This window comes from Lacisediminihabitans sp. FW035 (genome assembly GCF_054880895.1).
Genome location: NZ_CM142187.1, coordinates 2,405,099 through 2,426,317 on the forward strand (window position 1 = coordinate 2,405,099; position 21,219 = coordinate 2,426,317).

Sequence of the window (21,219 nt, forward strand, 5' to 3'; positions counted from 1 at the left end):
TCGAGTCGGGAGCGAATGCGGCTGTGCGGCAGGTCGAGTCACAACATCTCCCGACTCGCTTGCCGGATGCCGCGAGCCGGCCGCATCCGCGCCGTTCCGCGTCGCGCTGGGGACTCAGCCGTTGTCGGAGCCGCTGCCGGAGCCGTTGTCGGGGCCGTTGCCGGCGCCCGTCCCGCCCCGGGGACCGCCGTCGGGGCGCGTCCCGCTACCGGTGTCGCCCTTCTGCGTGCCCGGCCGGCCGGGTCCATCCTGGGAGCCTGGACCGCCCTGCACCCCTGGGCCACCCTGCGCTCCATCGCCGCCGGAGATACCGGGGGCGCCGGGTCCGCGCTGCGCATCGGAGAAGCCGTGGTCGCCGGTGACCGAGGTACCGACGAGCACGCCGCCGCCGAAGGTGCCGCCAAGCACGATCACCGCGGCGACGATGCTTCCGGCGAGCACGAGTCCGCGCCGCGACCGGGGTGCCGAGGCGACTGGCGCGGCCACCGCGGGCGTGCCGGGTGCCGGCGCTGGTGCAGCCGGAGCTTCCGCAGTCTCGATCGGGGCCGTGGTGTTATCGGGCGCGGCCTCATCCGCTGCGACCGGAGCGCCGGCGTTCTCGAGCTCCGGCTCGTCATCCTGCGGGTTCTGGTTGAGCGGGGTCGTGTCGACCATGACGTTCTCCTGACGGGGTGAAGGAGGGTGACGGTTTTTCCCACCCTGATGCCCCACTGTGGCCCTGGCTGCTATGCCCGGCCACTGACTGACCCGCCAACCACCCCTCAGGAGCCTATGAGACCCCTGAGGACGGCCCGACGGAGGTCAGCGCCGCGCGCCCGCCCTCGGCCGGTTTCGGTCCTCCGGATTGACCACTTTCACCTGGAGGCCCGTCGCCACGAAGAGGAGCGCGGCCACGAACTGCGAAGCGACCCATACCTGCCCGCTGAACGCGAATGGCCAGATCGGATTCCACGCCACTGCGATCGCAGCGAGACCGATGATCCACCACCACTGCCCGGCCTGCCAGGCGAAGACGCACATGATCAACGCGAGGATCGCGACGCCGAACTTGATGAAGAGATACCCGCCGGGGTTATCGAGAAGCGCGAGCCCCGCGATCAGTACGATCGCCCCGAGGATGCCCGGGGCAAGGGCCGGGCGCCGGAACTCGGGTGTCGGGTACGAAGTCATTGGTCCATTCTCCCGCAGGTGCGCCACCGGGCACGCGCGCGGTGTTGCAGGATGGACCCATGCCTGATCCCGTGGCCCACCTCCAGGCACTGGTGCGCCTTGCGACGATCTCGAGACTCCCGGTTGCCGACACCGACTGGGCGCCGTTCGACGAGTTCGTCGCCCTGCTTCCCGAACTGTATCCGGCGACCCACGCCGCGCTCACCCGTGAGCTCGTCGGCGGCTACTCGATGCTGTACCGCTGGGCCGGCCGTACGGCGGGACCCCCGACCGTGCTCATGGCCCACTACGACGTCGTGCCCGCTACAGACGAGGGCTGGACGCATCCGCCGTTCGCCGCCGAACTCGTCGGGCAAGGCGATGCGCAATTGATCTGGGGGCGCGGAACTCTCGACGACAAGGGGTCCCTCACCTGCATCCTCGAGGCCGTGGAGGCGCAGGTCACGGCCGGCCATCAGCCCGAGCACGACATCTACCTGAGCTTCGGCCACGACGAGGAGACCGAGGGCAGCGGAGCCCGCGCCATCGTGGAGCTGCTCGAGTCCCGCGGCATCCGCCCGTCCCTCGTGATCGACGAGGGCGGGGCCGTCGTGGAAGACATCTTCCCGGGGGTCGCCGGGCCGATCGCGGTGGTCGGAGTGAGCGAGAAGGGCATCCTGAGCCTCACTCTCACCGTGGAGCAGCAGGGCGGACACGCCTCGACGCCTCCTCGGCTCTCCGCGACGGCACGCCTCGCCACCGCGATCGTACGACTCAACAACCGGCCGTTCCGGGCCGGATTCACTCCCACGACGACGGAGATGATCCGCACCCTCGGCGGCCACGCATCCGCTCCCCTTCGCTGGATCTTCACCAACCTGTGGCTCACGAAACCGCTCCTGCTTGTGCTGTTCGCACGCCTCGGGCCCGAGACCAGCGCGATGATCCGCACCACGCAGGCCGTGACGATGCTGCAGGGGAGCCAGGCCGCGAACGCCCTCGCCGAGCGGGCGGTCGCCACCGTGAACATCCGGGTGGCGATTGATTCGTCCGTCACCGCCGCGGTCGAACACGTGCGCCGTTCAATCGGCGATCCCCGGGTGCGGCTGGAGATCCTCCACCCCAACGAGCCCTCGCCGGTCTCACCGACCAGCGGTCCAGCCTGGCAATTGGTGCGCAGCACCATCGAGGAGACTTACCCCGGCACGATCGTCACGCCCTACGTGATGATGGCGGCGAGTGACAGCCGTTACTTCGCCCGCATCAGCGACTTCGTCTACCGCTTCAGTCCGTTCGAGATGTCGACGGACGAACGCGGCACCCTCCACGCGATCGACGAACGGATGCACGTGGCGACGCTGCTGCGAGGGGTGGAGTTCTACACCCGGCTCGTCGGCAGGCTCTGACTGCGCTTCCTGCTCAGTTGGGGGGCGTCGGGCGGGCGTAGTCGTCGATCATGATCGCCCGGATCGGACTGGTCATCGGAGGCAGGTCACGCAGGCGAACGAGGGCCGGGCGCAGCTCCGACAGCCACGCCTCATAGCCCGCCTCGTTGAGGTGAAGGCGGTCGTCGGAGAAGGCCGGATTGAGTTCCCCGTCCTCCAGGGCCATTGTCGGCCAAAGGTCGAGGAATTGCGCGTGCACGGTGGCGGAGAACTGACGCAGGTGGATGTTGGCCTCGCGGATGCGATCGGCGAACTCCCGCCCGCGCGGCATGACCGATTGCACGAGCATCCGCGACCCGGGGAGGTCCCGGCGCAGGTCGACGAGGATCGACTGGATGTTGCGCACCAGGCTCTCGACATTGCGGCGCATCCCGAGGTCGTTTGTGCCGATCAACAGCACGATCTCGTCGGGGTCGAGTGCCACGACCTCCTCCAGCCGCGCGAGCACATCATCGGTCGTATTGCCCCCGACGCCGAGGTTGATGGCGTTGAGGTCGGGGAACCATCCCTGCCAGTCGCCCCCCTGCGTAAGGCTGTCGCCGAGAAAAACTACCGTGTCTGCAGTCATTGTGTGACCTCCCAAGGTCGCACCAAAGAGTCGGTGCGTGCTCTTCCATCATGTCTCGCGGCGCTGGGAAAGGCTAGGGAAGACCCGCTCTCCGGTGCCTCAGTGCGCGATCTTGCTGTCCGCCAGCACCTGCGCCTCCGCCGTCTGCGTGATCTTGCCGGCCATCCCGGCGAAGATCACGCCATGGAACGGCAGCACGCTGAACCAGTAGAGACGCCCGCCGAGGCCCTGCGGGAAGAAGACCGCGCGCTGGCGGTAATTCGACCCACCGTTCACCTCGTCGGGCGTGACGCTGAGTTCGAGCCAGGCCCCGCCCGGCACCTTCATCTCCGCCCGGAGGCGCAGGAATCGTCCTCGCTCGAGCTCCTCCACCCGCCAGAAGTCCAGGGCATCGCCCGCGTTGAGGTGGGCCGCGTTGCGGCGACCCCGGCGCAGTCCCACTCCGCCGACCACCTTGTCCATCCAGCCGCGGACCGCCCAGGCCACGGGGAAGGAATACCAGCCGTTATCGCCGCCGATGCCCTCGATCACCCGCCACACCTGGTCGGAGGGTGCGGTCGTGTGCAGCTCCCGCAGGTCGGTGTACACGGTGTGCCCGGTCCATTCTGGATCGCTCGGCAGCCGGTCGCTCGGAGCACCACTGACGGCCGAGTCCTGCCAGCTGGTCTCGACCGCACCATCGCGCATCTTGCCGAGGGCGAGCCGAACCGACCGGCGGTACGGGGTGAGCCCGCCCTCCGGGTCGGGGATGAAGTCCTCGATGTCGTGTTCGTGCACCACGCAGTCGTACTGCAGCGAGGCGATGATCGGCACGGCAAGGGCGCGCGGGATGGGCGTCACGAGGTTGACCCACTGGGAGGCAAGCCACGGGGTGAGCACCGGAAGGGAAGCGATCGGGCGCTGCTTGAGACCGGCTTCGAGGGCATAGCCGTTCATCATCTGGCCATAGCGGAGCACGTTGGGGCCGCCGATGTCGAAGGTCCTGTTCACGTCGTCGGGGAGCTCCGCACTGGCGACGAGGTAGTAGAGCACGTCGCGGATCGCGATCGGCTGGATGAAGTTGCGCACCCACTGCGGCGCGGGCATGTAGGGAAGCACGTCGGTCAAGTGGCGCACCATTTCGAAGGACGTCGATCCCGAGCCGATCACGACGCCCGCCTGAAGCGCCGCCGTCGGCACTCCGGAGTCGAGCAGAATGCGCCCGACCTCCGCGCGAGACCTCAGGTGAGGCGAGAGCTCACCATCGGGATGCAGCCCACCGAGGTAGACGATGCGCGAGACTCCCGCGGCCTTCGCGGCCTTCGCGACCGTGGTCGCGGCCGCGCGCTCGGTCTGCTCGAACTGGCCCGTTGCACCCATCGAGTGCACGAGGTAATACAGAACATCGACACCGTCGACCGCCGACTCGACGGCCGAGGCGTCACCGAGGTCGCCCGTCGCGATCTCCACCTGGTCGGCCCAGGGCACATCGGTGAGCTTGATCGGGTTGCGCACGAAGACCCGCACCCGGTAGCCCGCATCCAGCAATCTCGGCACGAGCCGGCCGCCGATGTAGCCCGTCGCCCCGGTGACCAGTACCCTCTTGCCCGTCGCCTCTGCCATGGAACAACTGTAAGGACGGCGGCTGGAAACCCGCAGGAAAACGGGACGGGTTGACTCGTCCCGCTCTGCGCGCTATGACCGTGGTGGGCGACGGCCCCTTATGCGCATCCGCTGGCCGTAGATTCCCCCGGCGATGCCGAGGATGACGAGGATGCCCCCGATGATGTAGCCGAACGGAAAGGGTTTCTGCGGGGCGGAGTCTGAGGCGCTGAGGATCACGGACTCCGAGCCGGGATCCGCCGATGCCGAGGCGGACGGGGCCGGGGAGGCACCCCGCCGGGCACCCGCGACCGGTGTCGGGCCAGGAGTTGCGACCGGTGCGGCCGAGGCGGAGGGCGCGGGCACCGCAGCGGCTGCGACGGGAGCCGGGACGGCCGGTGCCGCCGCGACCGGCGCCGCGGGCTTGGGTGCCGGAGCCGGCGCGGGGGGCGGCGCTTTGGGCACCGCGGCTGGAGCCGGCGCGGGGGCTGGGGCCGGCGCGGCGGCTGGGGCCGGCGCGGGAGCCCCGACGTGGCCGGCGTACTTGCCGAAGTCCTCGACCCCCCAGGTCGTTCCGTTCACCGTGACGAAGGCGATCCCGATGTCGGTGAAGTCTCCGAGGATATTGGCCCGGTGGCCCGGGGAGTTCATCCACGCCGTGTGCATCGCCGACGGGGTCGGCTGGCCCATGGCGACGTTCTCGCCTGCACGGCTCCACCCCGACGGGATCTGGCTGCTGTAGTTGGGATTGTGGGTCATGGACTGGGCCGCACCCATCTGGTTGGCCCACTGGAGCGCCACCGCATCCATCGCCGGATTGTGGATGAGCCCCGGCAACCCGGCGCTGGCCCGCGCCTGGTTCACCAGGGCGGCGATCGTATCCGCTTCGGATGCCGATGCACCCGTCACTCCGACGGACGTCAACCCGAAGACCACGAGCACCGCGACCGCAATGGCCGCCCGTGCGCGCCGAACCGTGACCCTCCCCCGATGCACCATCCGCCCAGCCTAGACGGGGGCACGCGCGCTCAGCGCGCCCCCGAACCGGGGGCACGCCGGCGGTACGGCTAGATGATGCCCTTCGTGTGCCAGACCGTCTTCGTCTCGGTGAAGAAGGTGATCCGCTCCACGGAGGGCGCGGGCACGCCGGTTTCCGGCGGGAGCACCCGCTTGAGGGTCTCCGCCCCGGCGATCTGAAGATCGACCCAGCTGAGATCACCGGCAAGGTCACCGGCTCCCGCGAGGTCGAGGGCGTTCACATCGGCGTGGCTCGCCAGCCAGGGGGCGATCTCGGCTGCGGACCCTGTCAGCACGTTGACGACTCCGCCGGGCACGTCGCTGGTAGCCAGCACCTCGGCCAGGCTGATCGCCGCGAGGGGAGAACTCTCGCTCGCCACGACCACCACCGTGTTACCGCTGACGAGCACCGGCGCGATCACGCTGACCAGTCCGAGAAGGCTCGACTTCTGCGGGGCGATCACGGCGACCACGCCGGTCGGTTCCGGGGTGGAGATGTTGAAGTACGGTCCGCTCACCGGGTTGCCGTTGCCCGCGACCTGCACATACTTGTCCGCCCAGCCGGCGTACCAGACCCACACGTCGATGGAGGCGTCCACCTGCTTCTGCGCTGCCCCTTCGGAGAGTCCCTCACTCAGACGGAGCTCGTCGACGAACTGGGCGCGACGCCCTTCGAGCAGTTCGGCGATGCGGTAGAGCACCTGGCCGCGGTTGTAGCCGGTTGCGCCGGCCCAGCCGGAGCTCGCGGCGCGGGCGGCGACCACGGCATCCCGAGCGTCCTTGCGCGACGCCTTCGCAGCGTTGGCCAGGAACACCCCCTTCGAGCTCGCGACCTCGTAGACACGGCCGGACTCGCTGCGCGGGAACTTGCCGCCGATGTAGAGCTTGTAGGTCTTGGGAACGGCGAGGCGGGTCATTTGGAGGCTGCTTTCTTTGTGAGCGGGGTCTCGACACGCGCCGCGGACGGCGCCACTCGACCACCGGGGGCACTCCAGCCGGAGGATTCGAGGTAGGCGGCGAGGCCGTGGCGACCACCCTCGCGCCCATAGCCGCTCTCTTTGTAGCCGCCGAACGGGCTGGCCGGGTCGAACTGGTTGAAGGTGTTGATCCACACCACTCCGGCTCGGAGCCTGTCCGCGACACCCAGCACTCGGCTGCCGTTCGAGCTCCAGATGCCGGCAGAGAGACCATACGGAGTGTTGTTGGCCTTCGCGATGGCCTCGGCCGGTGTGCGGAAGCTCAGCACGCTGAGCACCGGTCCGAACACCTCCTCGCGGGCGATGCGATGGCTTGTCGAGACATTCGTGAAGATGGTGGGCGCGAACCAGAATCCGTTCGCCGGAATCTCGCAGTCCGCCGTCCAGCGCTCGGCTCCCTCGGCCTCGCCGATGTCGGACAGCTCGCGGATGCGGTCGAGCTGGGCCCGCGAATTGATCGCACCGATGTCGGTGTTCTTGTCGAGCGGGTCACCGAGGCGCAACGTGGAGAGGCGCGCCTTGAGCCGGTCGACCACCTCGTCCTTCACGTTCTCCTGCACGAGCAGCCGCGACCCGGCGCAGCAGACGTGGCCCTGGTTGAAGAAGATGCCGTTGACGATCCCCTCGATCGCCTGGTCCATCGGGGCGTCGTCGAACACGATGTTCGCCGCCTTGCCCCCGAGCTCCAGCGTGAGCTTCTTCCCGGATCCGGCGGTGGAGCGGGCGATGGCACGACCGACCGCGGTGGATCCGGTGAACGCCACCTTGTCGACATCGGGGTGATTCACCAGCAGCGACCCGGTGTCCCCGGCGCCGGTGATGATGTTCACAACTCCGGCGGGAAGGTCGGCCTGTTGGAGGATCTCGGCGAAGATCAGTGCCGTCAGCGGAGTCGTCTCGGCGGGCTTGATCACCACGGTGTTGCCCGCGGCGAGAGCCGGAGCGACCTTCCAGGCGAGCATCAGGAGGGGGAAGTTCCACGGGATCACCTGGGCGGCGACTCCGAGCGATCGGGGATTGGGTCCGAGGCCGGCGTAGTCGAGCTTGTCGGCCCATCCCGCGTAGTAGAAGAACCACGCGGCCACCAGGGGCACGTCGACATCCCGCGACTCCTTGATCGGCTTGCCGTTGTCGAGGCTTTCCGCCACGGCGAGCTCCCGGGCACGCTCCTGCACCAGTCGCGCGATCCGGAACAGGTACTTGCCCCGATCCGCCCCGGAGAGCTTCGACCAGGTGCGGCTGTAGGCACGGCGGGCGGCGGCGACGGCACGATCGACGTCCGATGCATCCGCGCTGGAGATCTCGGCGATCTTCTTCTCGGTGGCCGGCGAGATGGTCGAGAAGGACTCACCGTGGCCGTCGGAGAATTCGCCGTCGATGAACAAGCCGTACGACTCGCGCAGAGTGAGGATGGCGGTGGATTCCGGAGCGGGAGCGTAGTCGAGGAAGCGGTTGTTTTCGGTCATCGTGGTCAGTCCACCGTTACGTAGTCGGGGCCGCTGTAGTGGCCGGTTGTGAGTTTCTGGCGCTGCAGAAGTACGTCGTTGAGCAGGCTCGAGGCCCCGAACCGAAAGAGGTGCGGCTGCAGCCACTCCTCGCCGACGGTCTCGGCGACCGTCACGAGGTACTTGATCGCGTCCTTGGAGGTGCGGATGCCGCCGGCGGGCTTCACTCCGATCTTCTCGCCGCCGTTCGCCCCGCCGGTGAGCCGGTACCAGTCGTTCACGACCTGGAGCATGAGCAGGGTGACCGGTAGGGTTGCGGCCGGCGCGACCTTGCCGGTCGAGGTCTTGATGAAGTCGCCCCCGGCGAGGATCGCGAGCCAGGATGCCCGGCGCACGTTGTCGTAGGTGGTGAGCTCGCCGGTCTCCAGGATCACCTTGAGGTGGGCGTACGTGCCGTCCTCGCGACGGCAGGCCTCTTTCACCGCAACGATCTGGTCGAAGACGAGGCCGTAGCGACCGGAGAGGAAGGCACCGCGGTCGATCACCATATCGATCTCGTCGGCTCCGAAACGCACTGCATCCTTCGTGTCGGCGATCTTCACCGGTAGGGAGGCGCGGCCGCTGGGGAACGCGGTGGCGACCGCGGCGACGTGGATGCCCGACTCGCCCCCGGCGGACCCGAGGGCGTCGAGCGCGTAGGGCACCATGTCGCCATACACGCAGACTGCGGCGACGCGCGGCGTCGTCAGGTCCGAGGGGTCGGGGATCATCGCCTTCGCGACGAGCGACTGCACCTTGCCGGGCGTGTCCGAGCCCTCGAGCGTTGTGAGGTCGATGAGTTCGATGATCTTGTCGAGCGCCCACGCTTTCGAGGAGGTCTTGATCGAGCGCGTTCCGAGGGATGCTGCCCGGGCTTCGAGGCCGACGGCGTCGACTCCCGACAATCCCTCGAGATGGAGCCGGAGGCTCTTCTCGGTGAGGTCGCCGCCGATGAGCCGGGTGGCCCGCTCTGCCCAGGCGAGGGGTTCCCGTGCCTTGGCGGGTGCGGCGAGCGGTGTCGCCTCTTCGATGGTCATGCGATCAGCTTCTTTCCTGGAGGGTGGTGCCTGAATGCGGAAGATCGAGCACGGCTCTCGCCGTCGTCTCGTCGGTGATGAAGACCGAGCAGAGCCCGCTTCCGACGACCGCGCGGGCGATCGCCTGCTTCGCTTCACCGGAGATCACGCCGATCGCGACGGCCGCGGACCGCAGGTGCTCGAGGGAGATCCCCACGGTTCGGCCGTCGAGCTCGTGGTCGACGATGTTTCCGTCCGCGTCGATGTAGCGGCCGACGACGTCGCCGACGGCGCCGCGGCCTACCAGCTGTGCGACATCCTCCCGGCTGAGATAGCCGCTGTCGACGAGCACGGAGCTCTCATCGGCCACGCCGGCGCTATAGAGGTAGGCGGATGCCCCGGCAGCCCTGTCGAGCACGCCCGCGACGGTGCGGTCCGCTTCGATCGCGAGCCGGGTCTTACGGTGTTCGAGGATCGCCGGACTCGGGAGAAGGGTGGCCTGCCCTCCCCCGGAACGCGCTATCGCGACCGCGGTCGAGGCGGCGGTGCCCGCCCGCCGGTTGAGGCTCACTCCCCCATTGATCTGCACGACGTCGACGCCGTGCGCCCAGCCGTCCGGCAGGTGCTCGGCGATCGCGTCGAGGGTGCGTCCCCAACTCACCCCGAGGGAGGCCGGGACGGGGCGTAGGGCGCGAAGGTAGTCCGCGGCGGCCTCGGCCACCCGGTCGGCGACACTGGATCCGTCGGCGGGCGAGGGCACGACCACCGCGTCCGAAAGGGAGAAACGCTCGCACAGGTCCCGCTCCATCGACAGCTTCCGGGCGCGCGGATGAACGATCTCGATCCGTACGATACCGAGCTCGCGGGCCTGGGTGAGGAGTCGACCGACCTTCCACCGGGTGAGCCCGAGCAGCGACCCGATCTCGTCCTGGGTCTTGTTCTCTTCGTAATAGAGCTCGGCGGCGCGCACCGAGAGCATCTCCGCCGCCGTTGTCATCGCGCCTCCCTGAATTCCCCGCTCCCCACGCTATGCCGATGGAGGACGGGATTCAACATCTGCGCGCAATTCGCTCATGTGAGCAGGGGCTCGGCGCTGGATGCGCACCTGAGCAGGCCCTCAGTGCGGAGAGTTGACCGACCGATCGAAGGTGCCGCCGACCCCGGTGGTGCCTTCCGACCGCTCGTCGAGATCCCAGTCGACCGGATGCCCGTGAAGGAGCCGCTCGAGGCGATCGAGGCTCGTCTCCCACTCGTCGCGCACCCTCGTGGCGAAGGCGGGCTCGATCCCGGACGCGATCCGCAGATGGAGTTCGGTGCTCGAGCCCCTCAGGCCGCCGGCAACGCTCGCGAGCCAGCACTCGATGACCCCGCGATTGTCGGTGACAACCCGAAGGTGCCGCGGAGCGTCGAGTTCAGCGACCGATCCGGCGGTCGATTGCCGGGCATCGACACCGGGCCAGAGGATGTGGAAACCCGTCGAACCTGCCGTATCCCGGCGCACCTCGCCCAACCAGCCGGCCAGCAGATCCGGATCGACCAGTGCGTCCCAGACGATGACCGGCGGCAGGTCGATCGTGCGCTCAAAGTTCAGGTCGGCGGCGGGCACGGGGTCAACTTTACGCCGCGACCCGTCCCATATGCTGGTGCCATGACGACGAAGACGCCTAATCCGCCCTCTGCCGTGACCGGCAGAATCAGGCCACGGCCGCTCGTGATCCTCGACATCGCGGTCGCCATCGTCCTCAGCCTCGTCGGCCTCATCTTCATGCTCGCGCTCGCCGGTTTCTACGCCGACCAGTTCGTCCTGCCGGTCTTCGGCATCCTCACCAAGATCCTCGCCGTGCTCTCGTGGTTTGCCGGCACCGCCCTCTTCATCTTCTTCGAGGTTCGCGGTCGTTGGGCGTTCTACTGGCCGCTGGTCGGCATCGTGGCGATGTTCGCTTTCTACTACCTCGTGCTGTTCATCGCATCGCGAGTCGCGGCATGAGCTCGTCATACGCCCTCGCCGTGGATGTCGGCGGCACCAAGGTCGAAGCCGCCCTTGTCGATCCCGACGGCGCCGTTCTCGCCGGAAGCCGCTTCCGTGCGCCCACCGGGCCGGAGCGCGATTCGGACGGCCTCGCCCTGTCCGTCGACGAGGTCGTCGGACTCGCGACGGCGGCCCTCCCTCTCGGCGCTGCCCTCATCGGCGCCGGCATCGGTTCGGCGGGCCCGGTGAACGAGGCAGAGGGTCGCGTGTCACCGCTCAACCTCGGGGTGTGGCGCGAGTATCCGCTTCGCGACCAGGTAGCCGCAGCGCTCCCCGACATCCCCGTGCTTCTGCGGATGGACGGCATCTGCATCGCCCTCGCGGAGCACTGGATCGGCGCCGGTCGCGGCTATGACAATGTGATGGGCATGATCGTCTCCACGGGAATCGGGGGCGGCCTCGTACTGCACGGCAACACCGTGTCTGGCCCCACCGGCAACGCCGGCCACATCGGTCATGTCGAGGTCGCTGGCTTCGACGATCCCTGTCTGTGTGGCGGAATCGGATGCGTCGAGGCCATCGCGTCCGGACCCAAGACCGTCGCGTGGGCCCGTCGTCAGGGCTGGACCGGCACCACGGGCGAGGAACTCGGGGCGAGCTTTCGCGCCGGAGATCCGATCGCCGCTGCCGCCGTCGAACGCTCCGGTCGCGCGATCGGGCAGGTCATCGCCTCCGCGACATCCCTCGTCGATCTCGAGATCGTGGCGATCGGCGGAGGTTTCTCGCAGGTGACCCCCGTGCTCTTCGACCACATGCGTACCGCTATCGCCAAGAGGTGGCAGTTCGGCTTCGTCACCAAGGTGAAAGTGGTGCCGTCCGGGCTCTCGAGCGATGGACCACTCATCGGTGCTGCGGCGCTCGTGCACCGCTCCGAGGTCGTCGCCTGAGAATTCGCGATCCCGCGGCAGATCGTCTCGCGAGCGTCGCTGCACCCTGACGGGCGCTGCATCATGGCTGGCGCCGAGGGGTGATCCGCACCCCCGGCCACCCCACCGGCGAACGCGCGAGCGACCGACTACGCTCGCGGGCCGATCGGGGTCGTGCGGGCCGGCATCCCGAGCAATTGCCGCACCCGAGCCTCGTCGAGGGACATCTGGGTCACCAACTCGCCGACACTCGCGAACTTCTCCATGCCGCGGATGTACTCCAGGAAGGCTATCTCCACGGTCTTGCCATAGAGGTCGAGGTCTTCGTCGAGCAGGTGGGCCTCGATCTGCTTGTCGGGCACGCCGGCAAAGGTGGGGTTGTTGCCGATGGAGACGGCCGCCGGCATCGTGCGGCCATCGACCGTCGCGTAGGCCGCGTAGACCCCGTCGGCCGGTACGAATCCCTCCACCGAGCGGGCGAGGTTTGCCGTGGGATAGCCGAGCTCACGCCCACGGCGCTCCCCCGGCACCACGATGCCTCGCACCGTCGCGGGGCGCTCGAGCAGGGTCGCCGCTTCGGCGACACGCCCCTCGGACAACAGGTCGCGGATCCAGGTCGAGGAGATCACGCGGTCGCCGAGCGGTCGCACGGCCTCGATCATCCGCACCTCGAAGCCATGAGTACGGCCGAGCCGTTCGAGGAGATCGACGGTTCCGAGCCCCCGGTGGCCGAACCGGAAGTCGGGGCCGACGAAGACGAGCTTGGCGTGCAGGGTGGAGACGAGAACATCCGTCACGAAGGCCTCCGGCTCCTCGAGACTGAAATCGCGCGTGAACTCGATCATCACCAGCGCGTCGATTGCGGTCGTCTCGAGCACCGCGCGCTTCTGGTCATTGCTCGTGAGGCTCTCCGGGCAATTCTCCGGGCTCAGGAGCGCGAGCGGATGACGGTCGAAGGTGAGCACCGTCGACACCAGCCCGGCCGCCGCGGCCTCCTGTCGCAGTCGCGCGATGACGCTGCGATGACCCGCGTGCACGCCGTCGAACTTGCCGATCGTGACCGCCGAGGGACCGAAGTCCTCCGGCACCGCGTCGAGAGAAGGATAGAACTTCATGCCGTGACGTCCGCCTCGATCGCGACCGGCCGGCGGGCACGCAGGTAGAGCAGGCCGAGCACTGGCAGCACAAGCGGGATGAGGAGGTAACCCAGTCCATAGGCGGACCAGACCGTCGACTCGCGCCCGAACGGGTTGATGCTGTGCAGCCCGAGCAGGCCGGGAGCGGCGAGGCTGATGGTGCCGATGACGAGCACTCCGACGAGCTCGAACCCGATCGTGAGCCGAGCGACTCGATACCAGGCGGCACCCGGCGCGACGAGAGCGATCGTCGCGACGATGTAGACCACGGCAGAGAGAGCGGAAAGGGAGAACGCGAGGGGCGCTTCGGAGAACCTGTCGATGATCTGGAACACCGAACGGCCGGTCGCAGCGAGGGCGAGGATGCCGTAGACGGCGACCAGCACCCGTCCGATTCCGAGTGTCCTGGTCCGCGCCGGGCGGGGGGAAGAGTTGACAGCCATCATCTCAAGATTAGGCCACTTGGAAGACCCAGATCTGATACATGCGATAGACCATCACCGCGAGGGCGAGACAGATGACACCGAGGATGACGGTGGCCCAGCGATTGCGTTCGAGCAGCGCCCAGAATCCGGCCAGGGGCGGAAGCAGGAGTGCCGAGATGAGGTAGATGTAGAACTCGGGAAGGCTGCCGCGCGGCGGGTTGCCGACGAAGGGTGCCACAATCGCGACGACCAGCTGGGCAACGAGCAGAAGCTCCACGAGCAGGGTCGCCCCAAGCGAGTAGTCATTCGGCTGGCGGCCGAAGAGTCCGAGCACGAGACAGAACAACCCGGCGACGACCGCGACCCCGACCTGCAGCCAGGTGAACCACTCGATCATGCCGTTGCTACCGGCGGCACGAGGATGTCGGGGGCGAAGTTCACGATCGGCTTGCCGACGCCGTCGGCGAACTCCAGCAGGCCGACGAGGCGACCGTCGGGAGCGATCGCCGCGACCGGCCCGGGCGGGCCGGCGGGCCGCTCGGCGACGAGACGCTTTCCGTGCCCGAGGTCCACGGCCTGGTCGGGGGCGAGCGCGAAGACCGGGAACAGCGCGGTCGCGACTGCGGCCGGCGAGAGCAGCGCGGCGGCCACGTCGAGCGACTCGAGCTCTGCGGCATCCGAGACACTGAATGGTCCGATCATGCTGCGCCGCAGAGCGGTCAGGTGCCCGCCCACTCCGAGGGCGGCGCCGAGATCCCTCGCGATCGCCCGGATGTAGGTGCCGGAGCTGCAGCGCACCCGCACATCGAGGTCGTAGAAGCCGTCCACGCGGCGCGAAGCGAGCACTTCGAGCTCCGAGACAGTCACCGAACGGGCGGCGAGTTGCACGGTCTCGCCCTCGCGCACGAGCGTGTAGGCGCGCTTGCCATCCACCCGGATGGCGCTCACACTGCTCGGGACCTGGCTGATGGCACCGGTGAGCGGCACGAGGGCGGCGGAGACCTCGTCAGCGCTGAGCGCCTCGACCCGTGCAGGCCCAGCGACCTCGATCGTCTCACCCTCGGCGTCGTCGGTGTTCGTCGCGGCCCCGAGCCTGATGGTGGCGAAATACTCCTTGTCGAGCCCGACGAGGTAAGTGAGCAACCGGGTCGAGTTGTTGATGCCGAGCACGAGGAGCCCGGTGGCCATGGGATCGAGCGTGCCGGCGTGCCCCACCTTTCGCGTGCCCGCGCGCTTGCGAGTGCGCGCCACGACGTCATGACTGGTGATGCCGGCGGGCTTGTCGATGAGCAGGATGCCGCTGCGGCCGAGCGCCTCGGTCACGCTTCCCCCTCCGCACCGCTGGAAGCCGCGCCCACCGGCTCGGTGAGACTGCGCATCAGGTCGAGTTTCTCGGGGAAGGCCGCGGTGAGCAGCTCGCGGGCACTCGGATCGCGGTCGAAGTCATCCGTCATTCGCAGTCCGATCATCGTATTGATCAGCATGCCACCCGAGAGGAAGTTCTGCGATTCGTCGACGGTGAAGCCCGCTTCCTCACGCAGGAAGCGGTAGACGCAGAGAAACCCCTCCCGCGCGACCGGCCCGACCCCCGGATCACCCCCGAGCACGAAGGCATGCATCAGCGAGAGCAGGAGTCCGCGGTGGGCGGCGAGGCCGACATAGGCGAGGCCGATCCGGCGGGAGACCGGCACTTCCGATTCCTCGGCGAGCGCCCCCCGGAATGCCGCGAGCAGCGCGTCGAGCGCCCGGTGCAGCACCTCGATGAACAGCTTCTCCTTCGTGCCGAACATCCGCACGACGTAGGGCTGGCTGACCCCGGCCGCTCGGGCGATTTCCGCGGTCGTCGTGCCAACGTAGCCATGATCGCCGAAGACCCGCATCGCCGCGTCGAGGATCAACTCGCGGCGTCGGTCGGCCCGCATGCGGGTTGCCGGGAGGTCTTTCGCAGTCTCAGGGATCGTCACGCTTGACAGGTTATCAGTCGATAACTAAAGTCAGTTAAGTAATCAGTCGATACCTTAAAGCGGAGGACCAATGACCATCACCGAAGCCCCCGTCCCGGTGGTCCGGAGTGCGGCGCGCCGCATCCCGATCTGGCTCGCGATCGTCGCCGCCTCGCTTCCGATGTTCATGGCTACCCTCGACAATCTCGTGATGACCAGTGCCCTGCCGGTGATCCGCACCGACCTGCACGCCGGCATCGATGAACTGCAGTGGTTCGTCAATGCCTACACACTCAGCTTTGCGACCTTCATGCTCATGGCGGCCGCCCTCGGCGATCGTCTCGGCCGGCGATCGGTCTTCGTCGCCGGAATCGCCGTGTTCACGATCGCGTCCGCCCTCTCGGCCGTGAGTACCGAACCGTGGATGCTCATCGTGACCCGGGCGGTGCAGGGGGTCGGCGCCGCGGCCCTGATGCCGCTGTCCCTCACCCTGCTGGTCGGCTCGGTGAGTGAGCGGATGCGACCACTCGCCATCGGCATCTGGGGAGGCATCTCCGGCCTCGGTGTGGCTCTCGGCCCCCTCATCGGCGGAGCCGTCGTCGAGGGCTGGAACTGGCAGGCGATCTTCTGGATCAACGTGCCCGTCGGCATCATCAGCGTGCCCCTCGTGCTCCTCGCCCTTCCCAACAGCTTCGGCGCGCGCGTTCGCGCCGATGTCGTCGGCCTGCTGCTCGTGGGAGTCGGGGTGCTCGGGCTGGTCTACGGCATCATTCGTGGCAACGACGCCGGCTGGAGCAGCGCGGAGGTGCTCGTCGCCCTCGTGGGAGGAGCCGCGCTGCTCGCCGCCTTCGTCTGGTGGGAGGCACGGGTATCCGCTCCGCTGCTGCCGCTGCGACTCTTCCGCAACCGCAGCTTCAGCGTGGCGAACGTCGTCGGTCTCACCTTCAGCTTCGGGATGTTCGGATCGATCTTCATCCTGATCCAGTTCCTTCAGATCGTGCAGGGGCACTCTCCCCTCGAGGCGGGCGTGATGACCATGCCGTGGACACTTGCACCGATGGTGGTCGCGCCCCTGGCCGGGCTCGCTGCCTCCCGGATCGGCACCCGGGTGCTCATCGTCACCGGGCTCTTGTTCCAAGCCGTCGGCGTGTTCTGGCTCTCGCGCACCATGAGCGTCGACGCCGCCTACAGCGACATGGTCGGCGCCTTCGTCTTCGCCGGCATCGGAATGGGACTCGTCTTCGCGCCATCCTCGACCGCGGTGCTCGCGGGAATCGCGGAACCCGACCGCGCCAAGGCGAGCGGCACCAACTCGACTCTTCGCGAGATCGGGGTGGCCCTCGGAATCGCCGTGCTCACCGCGGTCTTCACCGGTGCCGGCGGGCAACTCACTCCCACCGGCTATGTGGATGCCGCTATCCCGGCGATCACGGTAGGAGCGTCGGTGCTGCTCGGCTCGGCCGTCATCGCCCTCCTGCTCCCCTCGCGGCGCGCTTCGGCGCTCCCGAGTCCGGCTCGCTGATCGGCACCGGCCCCGCTCGCTAGGATCGGGGCATGAGGGTAGCGGTGATCGGGGCCGGCGCGATCGGCGGCACGATCGCCGGTCTCCTTGCGCGGTCGGGGCATGAGGTGCAGGTCGTCGCGCGCGGCGAGCAGCTCGCGGCGCTGGCGAGCAACGGCCTCACGCTCGCCGGTGGCTGGGGGGACTTCACCGTGCGCGTCGACGCGGTGGACGCCCTCACCATCTCCCCCGACATCGCCTTCCTCACCACGAAAGCCCAGGATGCCCGCACCGCTCTTCGCGCCAGCGCCGAGCTTCTCGTCGGGATACCCGTCGTCGTCGTGCAGAACGGCCTGGAGGGGATCACCACGGCCCGCCGTGCCGCACCCCGGTCGGACATCGTTGGCGCCCTCGCGCTGTATGCGGCCTCCTACCTCTCCCCCGGCACGATCTCCATCACGACCACTGGTCCCACGTTCCTCGGCGGCCCCGTGCTGCCGGCGCTCTACGCCTCGAAGATCCTCGGGGCGGTGATGCCGGTCGAGCTGACCGACAACTTCGAGGGCGCGCAGTGGACCAAGCTGATCGTCAACCACGTCAACGGCCTCTCCGCGGTCACCGGGCTCAGCGTGCAGGAGGTCATCTCCGACCGCCAACTGCGCGCGATCATGACCGAGACGATGCGCGAGGCCGTGCGAGTGGCGCGCGCGATCGACATCGAATTCGCCCCGCTGCAGGGGCTCTCCAACCGCACCCTGTCCGCCCTCGGGCGACTGCCGGCATCCGCCGGGCAACTTCTGCCACTGCTCATGAAACGTCGGATGGGATCGCGGCCGAATCCGGGATCGACGCTCCAGAGCATCCGTCGCGGCCAGCCCACCGAGATCGACTATCTCAACGGGGCGGTCGTTCAGCGGGGAGTCGCTGCGGGAGTGCCGACACCGGTCAGCGCGGAACTCGTCGAGCTCGTTCACGAGGTGGAAAAGACCGGGCAGTTCGTGCCCGTCGCCACTGTCATCGACCGGATGCAGCGACCTCTGGGGCGGTAGCCACGCGGGTTGCGCGACGAGCGCCCATGCCACGGATCACACACGGATGGTGTGCGGCCACTCAGCAAGAGTCGGCGAACACCCGCTTCGGATGCTCGAAGTCACGGTTGTCGATGATGCTCGACGCCGTGGTGCGCGGCTTCGCCTCGGCAAGATAGAGGTCCTGGCCTCCACGGTAGCGTTCGGCGTTCTCCGTCGGGCCATCACGGTCCAGCATCCGCTGCTCCGCAAGTTCCCGCGGCACGTCGAGCCAGATGGAGTAGTTCCAGAGCCCGGCGAGCTCGGGACGGAGAAGGAAGATCCCATCGATCACGAGGATCGCGTCCTTCGGCCCGGTGCGCCACTTCGACTGCACGGGAAGGTCGCGTACACGGTCGAACGACGCCGTCACGAATGCGGTGCTGCCCCCCATGCGGAACGGCTCGAGCAGCACACGACGGAAAGTGGAGTAGTCGAAGGAATCGCGGTAGTACCCCTCGGGCGAATCAGCTCCGCGCGAGTGACGCTCGGCCTGGGAGCGGTGGAAGTCGTCGATGGATGCCCGGAAGACCGAGCGGCCAATCGCCGTGAGCGCGGCGGCGAGATCGTCGGCGAAATGGGTCTTGCCCGCGCCATCCATCCCGTCGATCGCGACGACGACCCGTCCGCCCGCGTACAGGGCGACGATCTCGGCGGCGAGAGCGTCGAGTACATCCTTCTTTTCGGGCTGCCATCTGGCCATGCGGGCTAGCCTACGCTCGATGCCTGTGCGGCGAGGGTCGCCGGGCTTCGTAGAGTGGAGCGGTGAACATCGCGAACGCCGTCAACGAGTGGTTCGTGGCCAACCGGCGCGACCTCCCCTGGCGCCGTCCCGATTTCAGCGCCTGGGGCACTCTCGTGAGCGAGATCATGTTGCAGCAGACGCCGGTGGTGCGGGTGATTCCGCGGCTGGAGGAGTGGTTGCAGCGCTGGCCCGACGCGCCGTCACTGGCCGCCGTGCCCTCCGGTGAGGCTGTTCGGGCCTGGAATCGGCTCGGGTATCCCCGGCGCGCGCTCTACCTGCACGCCGCGGCCGTGGCCATCACCGAACGGCACGACGGAGTGGTGCCGCGAGCGGTGCACGAACTGCTCGCCCTCCCGGGCATCGGCGACTACACCGCGCGGGCGGTCGCCGTGTTCGCCTACGGTGACCGGCATCCCGTCGTCGACACGAACGTGCGACGCGTGATCGCCCGGGCCATCGACGGCGACGCCGAACCCGGGCCACCTTCTGCCAAGCGGGATCTCGCCGCCATGGACGCCCTGTTGCCCGATGACGACGAAGGAGCTCGCCTCTTCAACGCCGGGGCGATGGAGCTCGGCGCGATCGTCTGCACCGCCCGCGCACCGCGCTGCGATGAGTGTCCGCTCGCGGACGCCTGTGCATGGCGGGCCGCTGGGTATCCGCCCTACCTCGGCGCGCGCAAGCCTGTCCAGAAGAAATTCGGAGGCTCCGACCGGCAGGTTCGTGGGCTGATCCTCGCCGAGCTCCGCGCGTCGGATGTGCCGGTGCAGGCATCCGAGCTCGACAGCGTCTGGGAGGATGCCACGCAGCGCGCCCGGGCGCTGGCCGGTCTGCTCGCCGACGGCCTGGTGGTCGGATCCGCCGTCGTCGGCTACGAGCTGCCGTCCTAGACGAGCGGGGAGCAACGGAGTTGACTTGTCACATGCCCGAGTTGCCCGAGATCCACGCGATGGTTGCCGACCTCACGGCTCGCCTCGACGGACGCACCATCGATCGCTTCCAGCCCCTGTCGTTCGCGGTGATGAAGACCTTCGACCCGCCGGCATCCGCCCTGTCCGGGCAGGTGGTGCGGAGTGTAGACCGGCACGGTAAGTTCCTCGACCTGGCCATCGGTGAACTCCACCTCGTGATGCATCTCGCGCTCCTCGGCTGGATCCGCTGGCGCGAGGATCCTCCTCCGCCACCGTCCCGACTCGGCAAGGGGCCGGTGGCCGCGCGACTCGTGCTCGACGACGGATCGGGCCTCGACATCACCGAGTTCGGCACGAAGAAGAGCCTGGCGATCTGGATCGTGCGCGATCCCGCCGAAGTGGCCGGCATCGCGCGGCTCGGGCCCGATCCGCTCGACCCGTCGTTCACTCTCGAGATGTTCGCCGGCATCCTCGCCGGCGCCGGGCGGTCTCAGATCAAGGGCGTGCTTCGCAGCCAATCCCTGATCGCGGGCATCGGCAACGCCTACTCGGACGAGATCCTGCACATCGCGAAGATGTCGCCGTTCAAGCCCGCGTCGATGCCACCGGAAGACGTGGAACGTCTCTTCGATGCGATGCAGGCCACACTGCGCGGAGCGATTGCCCGTGCCGACGGCCTCTCGGCGGCGGAACTGAAGAAGGAGAAGAAGTCGGGACTCCAGGTGCACGGACGCACCGGACTCGCCTGCCCGGTCTGCGGTGACACGGTTCGGCAGGTGATCTTCGCCGACTCGACGTTCCAGTACTGCCCGACCTGCCAGACCGGCGGCAAGCCGTTGGCCGACCGCGTGCTCTCGCGGCTGCTGAAGTAGGAGCTCAGTCCTCGTCGTCGGCGATGACCCGCGGCTTGACGTAGGGATCCTCGTCGCCAGCGTAGGTGGCGGTGCTGCGCAGGCCGCCGATCTCGCTGTCGCGGCTGGCCGCCTCCGCGAGGAGCGCTTCGATGTGCTTGGCATTCTCCGGAACGGCGTCGGCGATGAACTCGAGCGACGGCGTGAGCCGTGCGGTGATGTTCTTGCCGACCTCGCTGCGGAGCATGCCGGTCGCCGACTTGAGGGCGATCGCGGAATCTGCACGCTCCTCATCGGTGCCGTAGACGGTGTAGAAGATCGAGGCGTGCTGCAGGTCGCCGGTCACCTTGACGTCGGTGATCGTGACGAACCCGAGTCTCGGGTCCTTGAGGCCCCGCTCAAGAGTCTTCGCGATGATCACCTTGATGCGATCCGCCATCTTGGCGGCGCGAGCCGGGTCAGCCATTGTTCTTCCCTTTTCTTAGAGCGTCATAGCTGGAGGCCGCCG

24 protein-coding genes are annotated in these 21,219 nt (G+C 68.3%); 7 read left to right on the forward strand and 17 right to left on the reverse strand.

Annotation, left to right across the window (positions count from 1 at the left end):
- Window positions 1-114 precede the first annotated feature (114 nt).
- Window positions 115-654 (reverse strand): hypothetical protein, encoded by a 540-nt coding sequence (locus tag ACVXZ4_RS11515; RefSeq protein WP_461794981.1) that lies wholly within the window; start codon window positions 652-654, stop codon window positions 115-117.
- A 147-nt stretch (window positions 655-801) separates the two neighbouring features.
- On the reverse strand, window positions 802-1,170 hold the full coding sequence (locus tag ACVXZ4_RS11520) for a DUF6804 family protein (RefSeq protein ID WP_461794982.1): 369 nt from the start codon (window positions 1,168-1,170) through the stop codon (window positions 802-804).
- A gap of 59 nt (window positions 1,171-1,229) precedes the next feature.
- Here ACVXZ4_RS11520 and ACVXZ4_RS11525 point away from each other — a divergent pair, with 59 nt between their 5' ends.
- Window positions 1,230-2,555, forward strand: a complete 1,326-nt coding sequence (locus ACVXZ4_RS11525; protein ID WP_461794983.1) for a M20/M25/M40 family metallo-hydrolase — start codon at window positions 1,230-1,232, stop codon at window positions 2,553-2,555.
- A 13-nt stretch (window positions 2,556-2,568) separates the two neighbouring features.
- Here ACVXZ4_RS11525 and ACVXZ4_RS11530 read toward each other — a convergent pair whose 3' ends face one another.
- From ACVXZ4_RS11530 to ACVXZ4_RS11565, 8 genes are all read right to left on the reverse strand, one after another.
- A complete protein-coding gene (locus tag ACVXZ4_RS11530; protein ID WP_461794984.1) occupies window positions 2,569-3,162 on the reverse strand; it encodes a GDSL-type esterase/lipase family protein in 594 nt (197 codons plus the stop codon).
- A gap of 99 nt (window positions 3,163-3,261) precedes the next feature.
- Window positions 3,262-4,764, reverse strand: a complete 1,503-nt coding sequence (locus tag ACVXZ4_RS11535; RefSeq protein WP_461794985.1) for an SDR family oxidoreductase — start codon at window positions 4,762-4,764, stop codon at window positions 3,262-3,264.
- 72 nt (window positions 4,765-4,836) lie between these two features.
- Window positions 4,837-5,742 (reverse strand): CAP domain-containing protein, encoded by a 906-nt coding sequence (locus ACVXZ4_RS11540; RefSeq protein ID WP_461794986.1) that lies wholly within the window; start codon window positions 5,740-5,742, stop codon window positions 4,837-4,839.
- 68 nt (window positions 5,743-5,810) lie between these two features.
- Complete coding sequence (locus ACVXZ4_RS11545; protein WP_461794987.1) at window positions 5,811-6,677, reverse strand: aldehyde dehydrogenase family protein; 867 nt, start codon at window positions 6,675-6,677, stop codon at window positions 5,811-5,813.
- A complete protein-coding gene (locus ACVXZ4_RS11550; RefSeq protein ID WP_461794988.1) occupies window positions 6,674-8,203 on the reverse strand; it encodes an aldehyde dehydrogenase family protein in 1,530 nt (509 codons plus the stop codon). Before ACVXZ4_RS11550 ends, ACVXZ4_RS11545 begins: the two co-directional genes overlap by 4 nt.
- A 5-nt stretch (window positions 8,204-8,208) precedes the next feature.
- Window positions 8,209-9,258, reverse strand: coding sequence for a deoxyribose-phosphate aldolase (gene deoC / locus ACVXZ4_RS11555; protein ID WP_461794989.1), 1,050 nt, complete (start codon window positions 9,256-9,258; stop codon window positions 8,209-8,211).
- Window positions 9,259-9,262: 4 nt separating this feature from the next.
- On the reverse strand, window positions 9,263-10,234 hold the full coding sequence (locus tag ACVXZ4_RS11560; RefSeq protein ID WP_461794990.1) for a sugar-binding transcriptional regulator: 972 nt from the start codon (window positions 10,232-10,234) through the stop codon (window positions 9,263-9,265).
- Between the two features lie 120 nt (window positions 10,235-10,354).
- A complete protein-coding gene (locus ACVXZ4_RS11565; protein ID WP_461794991.1) occupies window positions 10,355-10,843 on the reverse strand; it encodes an SRPBCC domain-containing protein in 489 nt (162 codons plus the stop codon).
- Window positions 10,844-10,885: 42 nt separating this feature from the next.
- On the opposite strand from ACVXZ4_RS11565, the gene ACVXZ4_RS11570 reads away from it, so the two are divergent.
- Both ACVXZ4_RS11570 and ACVXZ4_RS11575 read left to right on the forward strand, forming a co-directional pair.
- Window positions 10,886-11,224 (forward strand): hypothetical protein, encoded by a 339-nt coding sequence (locus tag ACVXZ4_RS11570; RefSeq protein ID WP_461794992.1) that lies wholly within the window; start codon window positions 10,886-10,888, stop codon window positions 11,222-11,224.
- On the forward strand, window positions 11,221-12,153 hold the full coding sequence (locus tag ACVXZ4_RS11575) for an ROK family protein (RefSeq protein ID WP_461794993.1): 933 nt from the start codon (window positions 11,221-11,223) through the stop codon (window positions 12,151-12,153). Before ACVXZ4_RS11570 ends, ACVXZ4_RS11575 begins: the two co-directional genes overlap by 4 nt.
- Before the next feature lie 128 nt (window positions 12,154-12,281).
- Here ACVXZ4_RS11575 and ACVXZ4_RS11580 read toward each other — a convergent pair whose 3' ends face one another.
- The 5 genes from ACVXZ4_RS11580 to ACVXZ4_RS11600 are packed head-to-tail and all read right to left on the reverse strand — an operon-like array spanning window position 12,282 to window position 15,657.
- Window positions 12,282-13,247 (reverse strand): bifunctional riboflavin kinase/FAD synthetase, encoded by a 966-nt coding sequence (locus tag ACVXZ4_RS11580; protein WP_461794994.1) that lies wholly within the window; start codon window positions 13,245-13,247, stop codon window positions 12,282-12,284.
- Window positions 13,244-13,711 (reverse strand): hypothetical protein, encoded by a 468-nt coding sequence (locus ACVXZ4_RS11585; protein ID WP_461794995.1) that lies wholly within the window; start codon window positions 13,709-13,711, stop codon window positions 13,244-13,246. Before ACVXZ4_RS11585 ends, ACVXZ4_RS11580 begins: the two co-directional genes overlap by 4 nt.
- Before the next feature lie 10 nt (window positions 13,712-13,721).
- Window positions 13,722-14,090, reverse strand: a complete 369-nt coding sequence (locus ACVXZ4_RS11590) for a hypothetical protein (RefSeq protein WP_461794996.1) — start codon at window positions 14,088-14,090, stop codon at window positions 13,722-13,724.
- The gene (gene truB, locus ACVXZ4_RS11595; RefSeq protein ID WP_461794997.1) at window positions 14,087-15,016 is read right to left on the reverse strand and encodes a tRNA pseudouridine(55) synthase TruB; all 930 of its coding nucleotides are present in this window, start codon (window positions 15,014-15,016) and stop codon (window positions 14,087-14,089) included. Before truB ends, ACVXZ4_RS11590 begins: the two co-directional genes overlap by 4 nt.
- A complete protein-coding gene (locus tag ACVXZ4_RS11600; protein ID WP_461794998.1) occupies window positions 15,013-15,657 on the reverse strand; it encodes a TetR/AcrR family transcriptional regulator in 645 nt (214 codons plus the stop codon). Before ACVXZ4_RS11600 ends, truB begins: the two co-directional genes overlap by 4 nt.
- Before the next feature lie 70 nt (window positions 15,658-15,727).
- Here ACVXZ4_RS11600 and ACVXZ4_RS11605 point away from each other — a divergent pair, with 70 nt between their 5' ends.
- The gene (locus ACVXZ4_RS11605; protein WP_461794999.1) at window positions 15,728-17,158 is read left to right on the forward strand and encodes an MFS transporter; all 1,431 of its coding nucleotides are present in this window, start codon (window positions 15,728-15,730) and stop codon (window positions 17,156-17,158) included.
- A gap of 32 nt (window positions 17,159-17,190) precedes the next feature.
- Window positions 17,191-18,186 (forward strand): ketopantoate reductase family protein, encoded by a 996-nt coding sequence (locus ACVXZ4_RS11610; RefSeq protein WP_461795000.1) that lies wholly within the window; start codon window positions 17,191-17,193, stop codon window positions 18,184-18,186.
- Window positions 18,187-18,247: 61 nt separating this feature from the next.
- On the opposite strand, the gene ACVXZ4_RS11615 is transcribed toward ACVXZ4_RS11610, so the two are convergent.
- Window positions 18,248-18,907: a nucleoside/nucleotide kinase family protein gene (locus ACVXZ4_RS11615; protein ID WP_461795001.1), complete on the reverse strand. Its 660-nt coding sequence runs from the start codon at window positions 18,905-18,907 to the stop codon at window positions 18,248-18,250.
- Window positions 18,908-18,969: 62 nt separating this feature from the next.
- On the opposite strand from ACVXZ4_RS11615, the gene ACVXZ4_RS11620 reads away from it, so the two are divergent.
- Window positions 18,970-19,839, forward strand: a complete 870-nt coding sequence (locus tag ACVXZ4_RS11620; RefSeq protein ID WP_461795002.1) for an HhH-GPD family protein — start codon at window positions 18,970-18,972, stop codon at window positions 19,837-19,839.
- A 32-nt stretch (window positions 19,840-19,871) separates the two neighbouring features.
- Window positions 19,872-20,732, forward strand: coding sequence for an Fpg/Nei family DNA glycosylase (locus ACVXZ4_RS11625; protein ID WP_461795003.1), 861 nt, complete (start codon window positions 19,872-19,874; stop codon window positions 20,730-20,732).
- 4 nt (window positions 20,733-20,736) lie between these two features.
- On the opposite strand, the gene rbfA is transcribed toward ACVXZ4_RS11625, so the two are convergent.
- Complete coding sequence (rbfA, locus tag ACVXZ4_RS11630) at window positions 20,737-21,177, reverse strand: 30S ribosome-binding factor RbfA (RefSeq protein WP_461795004.1); 441 nt, start codon at window positions 21,175-21,177, stop codon at window positions 20,737-20,739.
- Window positions 21,178-21,219 lie beyond the last annotated feature (42 nt).

Coding starts and splice junctions, on each gene's coding strand:
- ACVXZ4_RS11585 (WP_461794995.1), bottom strand. CDS start 13,711: ATGGCTGTCAACTCTTCCCCCCGCCCGGCGCGGACCAGGACACTCGGA.
- rbfA (WP_461795004.1), bottom strand. CDS start 21,177: ATGGCTGACCCGGCTCGCGCCGCCAAGATGGCGGATCGCATCAAGGTG.
- ACVXZ4_RS11625 (WP_461795003.1), top strand. CDS start 19,872: ATGCCCGAGTTGCCCGAGATCCACGCGATGGTTGCCGACCTCACGGCT.
- ACVXZ4_RS11540 (WP_461794986.1), bottom strand. CDS start 5,742: ATGGTGCATCGGGGGAGGGTCACGGTTCGGCGCGCACGGGCGGCCATT.
- ACVXZ4_RS11545 (WP_461794987.1), bottom strand. CDS start 6,677: ATGACCCGCCTCGCCGTTCCCAAGACCTACAAGCTCTACATCGGCGGC.
- ACVXZ4_RS11605 (WP_461794999.1), top strand. CDS start 15,728: ATGACCATCACCGAAGCCCCCGTCCCGGTGGTCCGGAGTGCGGCGCGC.
- ACVXZ4_RS11560 (WP_461794990.1), bottom strand. CDS start 10,234: ATGACAACGGCGGCGGAGATGCTCTCGGTGCGCGCCGCCGAGCTCTAT.
- ACVXZ4_RS11530 (WP_461794984.1), bottom strand. CDS start 3,162: ATGACTGCAGACACGGTAGTTTTTCTCGGCGACAGCCTTACGCAGGGG.
- ACVXZ4_RS11515 (WP_461794981.1), bottom strand. CDS start 654: ATGGTCGACACGACCCCGCTCAACCAGAACCCGCAGGATGACGAGCCG.
- ACVXZ4_RS11520 (WP_461794982.1), bottom strand. CDS start 1,170: ATGACTTCGTACCCGACACCCGAGTTCCGGCGCCCGGCCCTTGCCCCG.
- ACVXZ4_RS11575 (WP_461794993.1), top strand. CDS start 11,221: ATGAGCTCGTCATACGCCCTCGCCGTGGATGTCGGCGGCACCAAGGTC.
- ACVXZ4_RS11610 (WP_461795000.1), top strand. CDS start 17,191: ATGAGGGTAGCGGTGATCGGGGCCGGCGCGATCGGCGGCACGATCGCC.
- deoC (WP_461794989.1), bottom strand. CDS start 9,258: ATGACCATCGAAGAGGCGACACCGCTCGCCGCACCCGCCAAGGCACGG.
- ACVXZ4_RS11580 (WP_461794994.1), bottom strand. CDS start 13,247: ATGAAGTTCTATCCTTCTCTCGACGCGGTGCCGGAGGACTTCGGTCCC.
- ACVXZ4_RS11550 (WP_461794988.1), bottom strand. CDS start 8,203: ATGACCGAAAACAACCGCTTCCTCGACTACGCTCCCGCTCCGGAATCC.
- ACVXZ4_RS11570 (WP_461794992.1), top strand. CDS start 10,886: ATGACGACGAAGACGCCTAATCCGCCCTCTGCCGTGACCGGCAGAATC.
- ACVXZ4_RS11615 (WP_461795001.1), bottom strand. CDS start 18,907: ATGGCCAGATGGCAGCCCGAAAAGAAGGATGTACTCGACGCTCTCGCC.
- ACVXZ4_RS11590 (WP_461794996.1), bottom strand. CDS start 14,090: ATGATCGAGTGGTTCACCTGGCTGCAGGTCGGGGTCGCGGTCGTCGCC.
- ACVXZ4_RS11535 (WP_461794985.1), bottom strand. CDS start 4,764: ATGGCAGAGGCGACGGGCAAGAGGGTACTGGTCACCGGGGCGACGGGC.
- ACVXZ4_RS11525 (WP_461794983.1), top strand. CDS start 1,230: ATGCCTGATCCCGTGGCCCACCTCCAGGCACTGGTGCGCCTTGCGACG.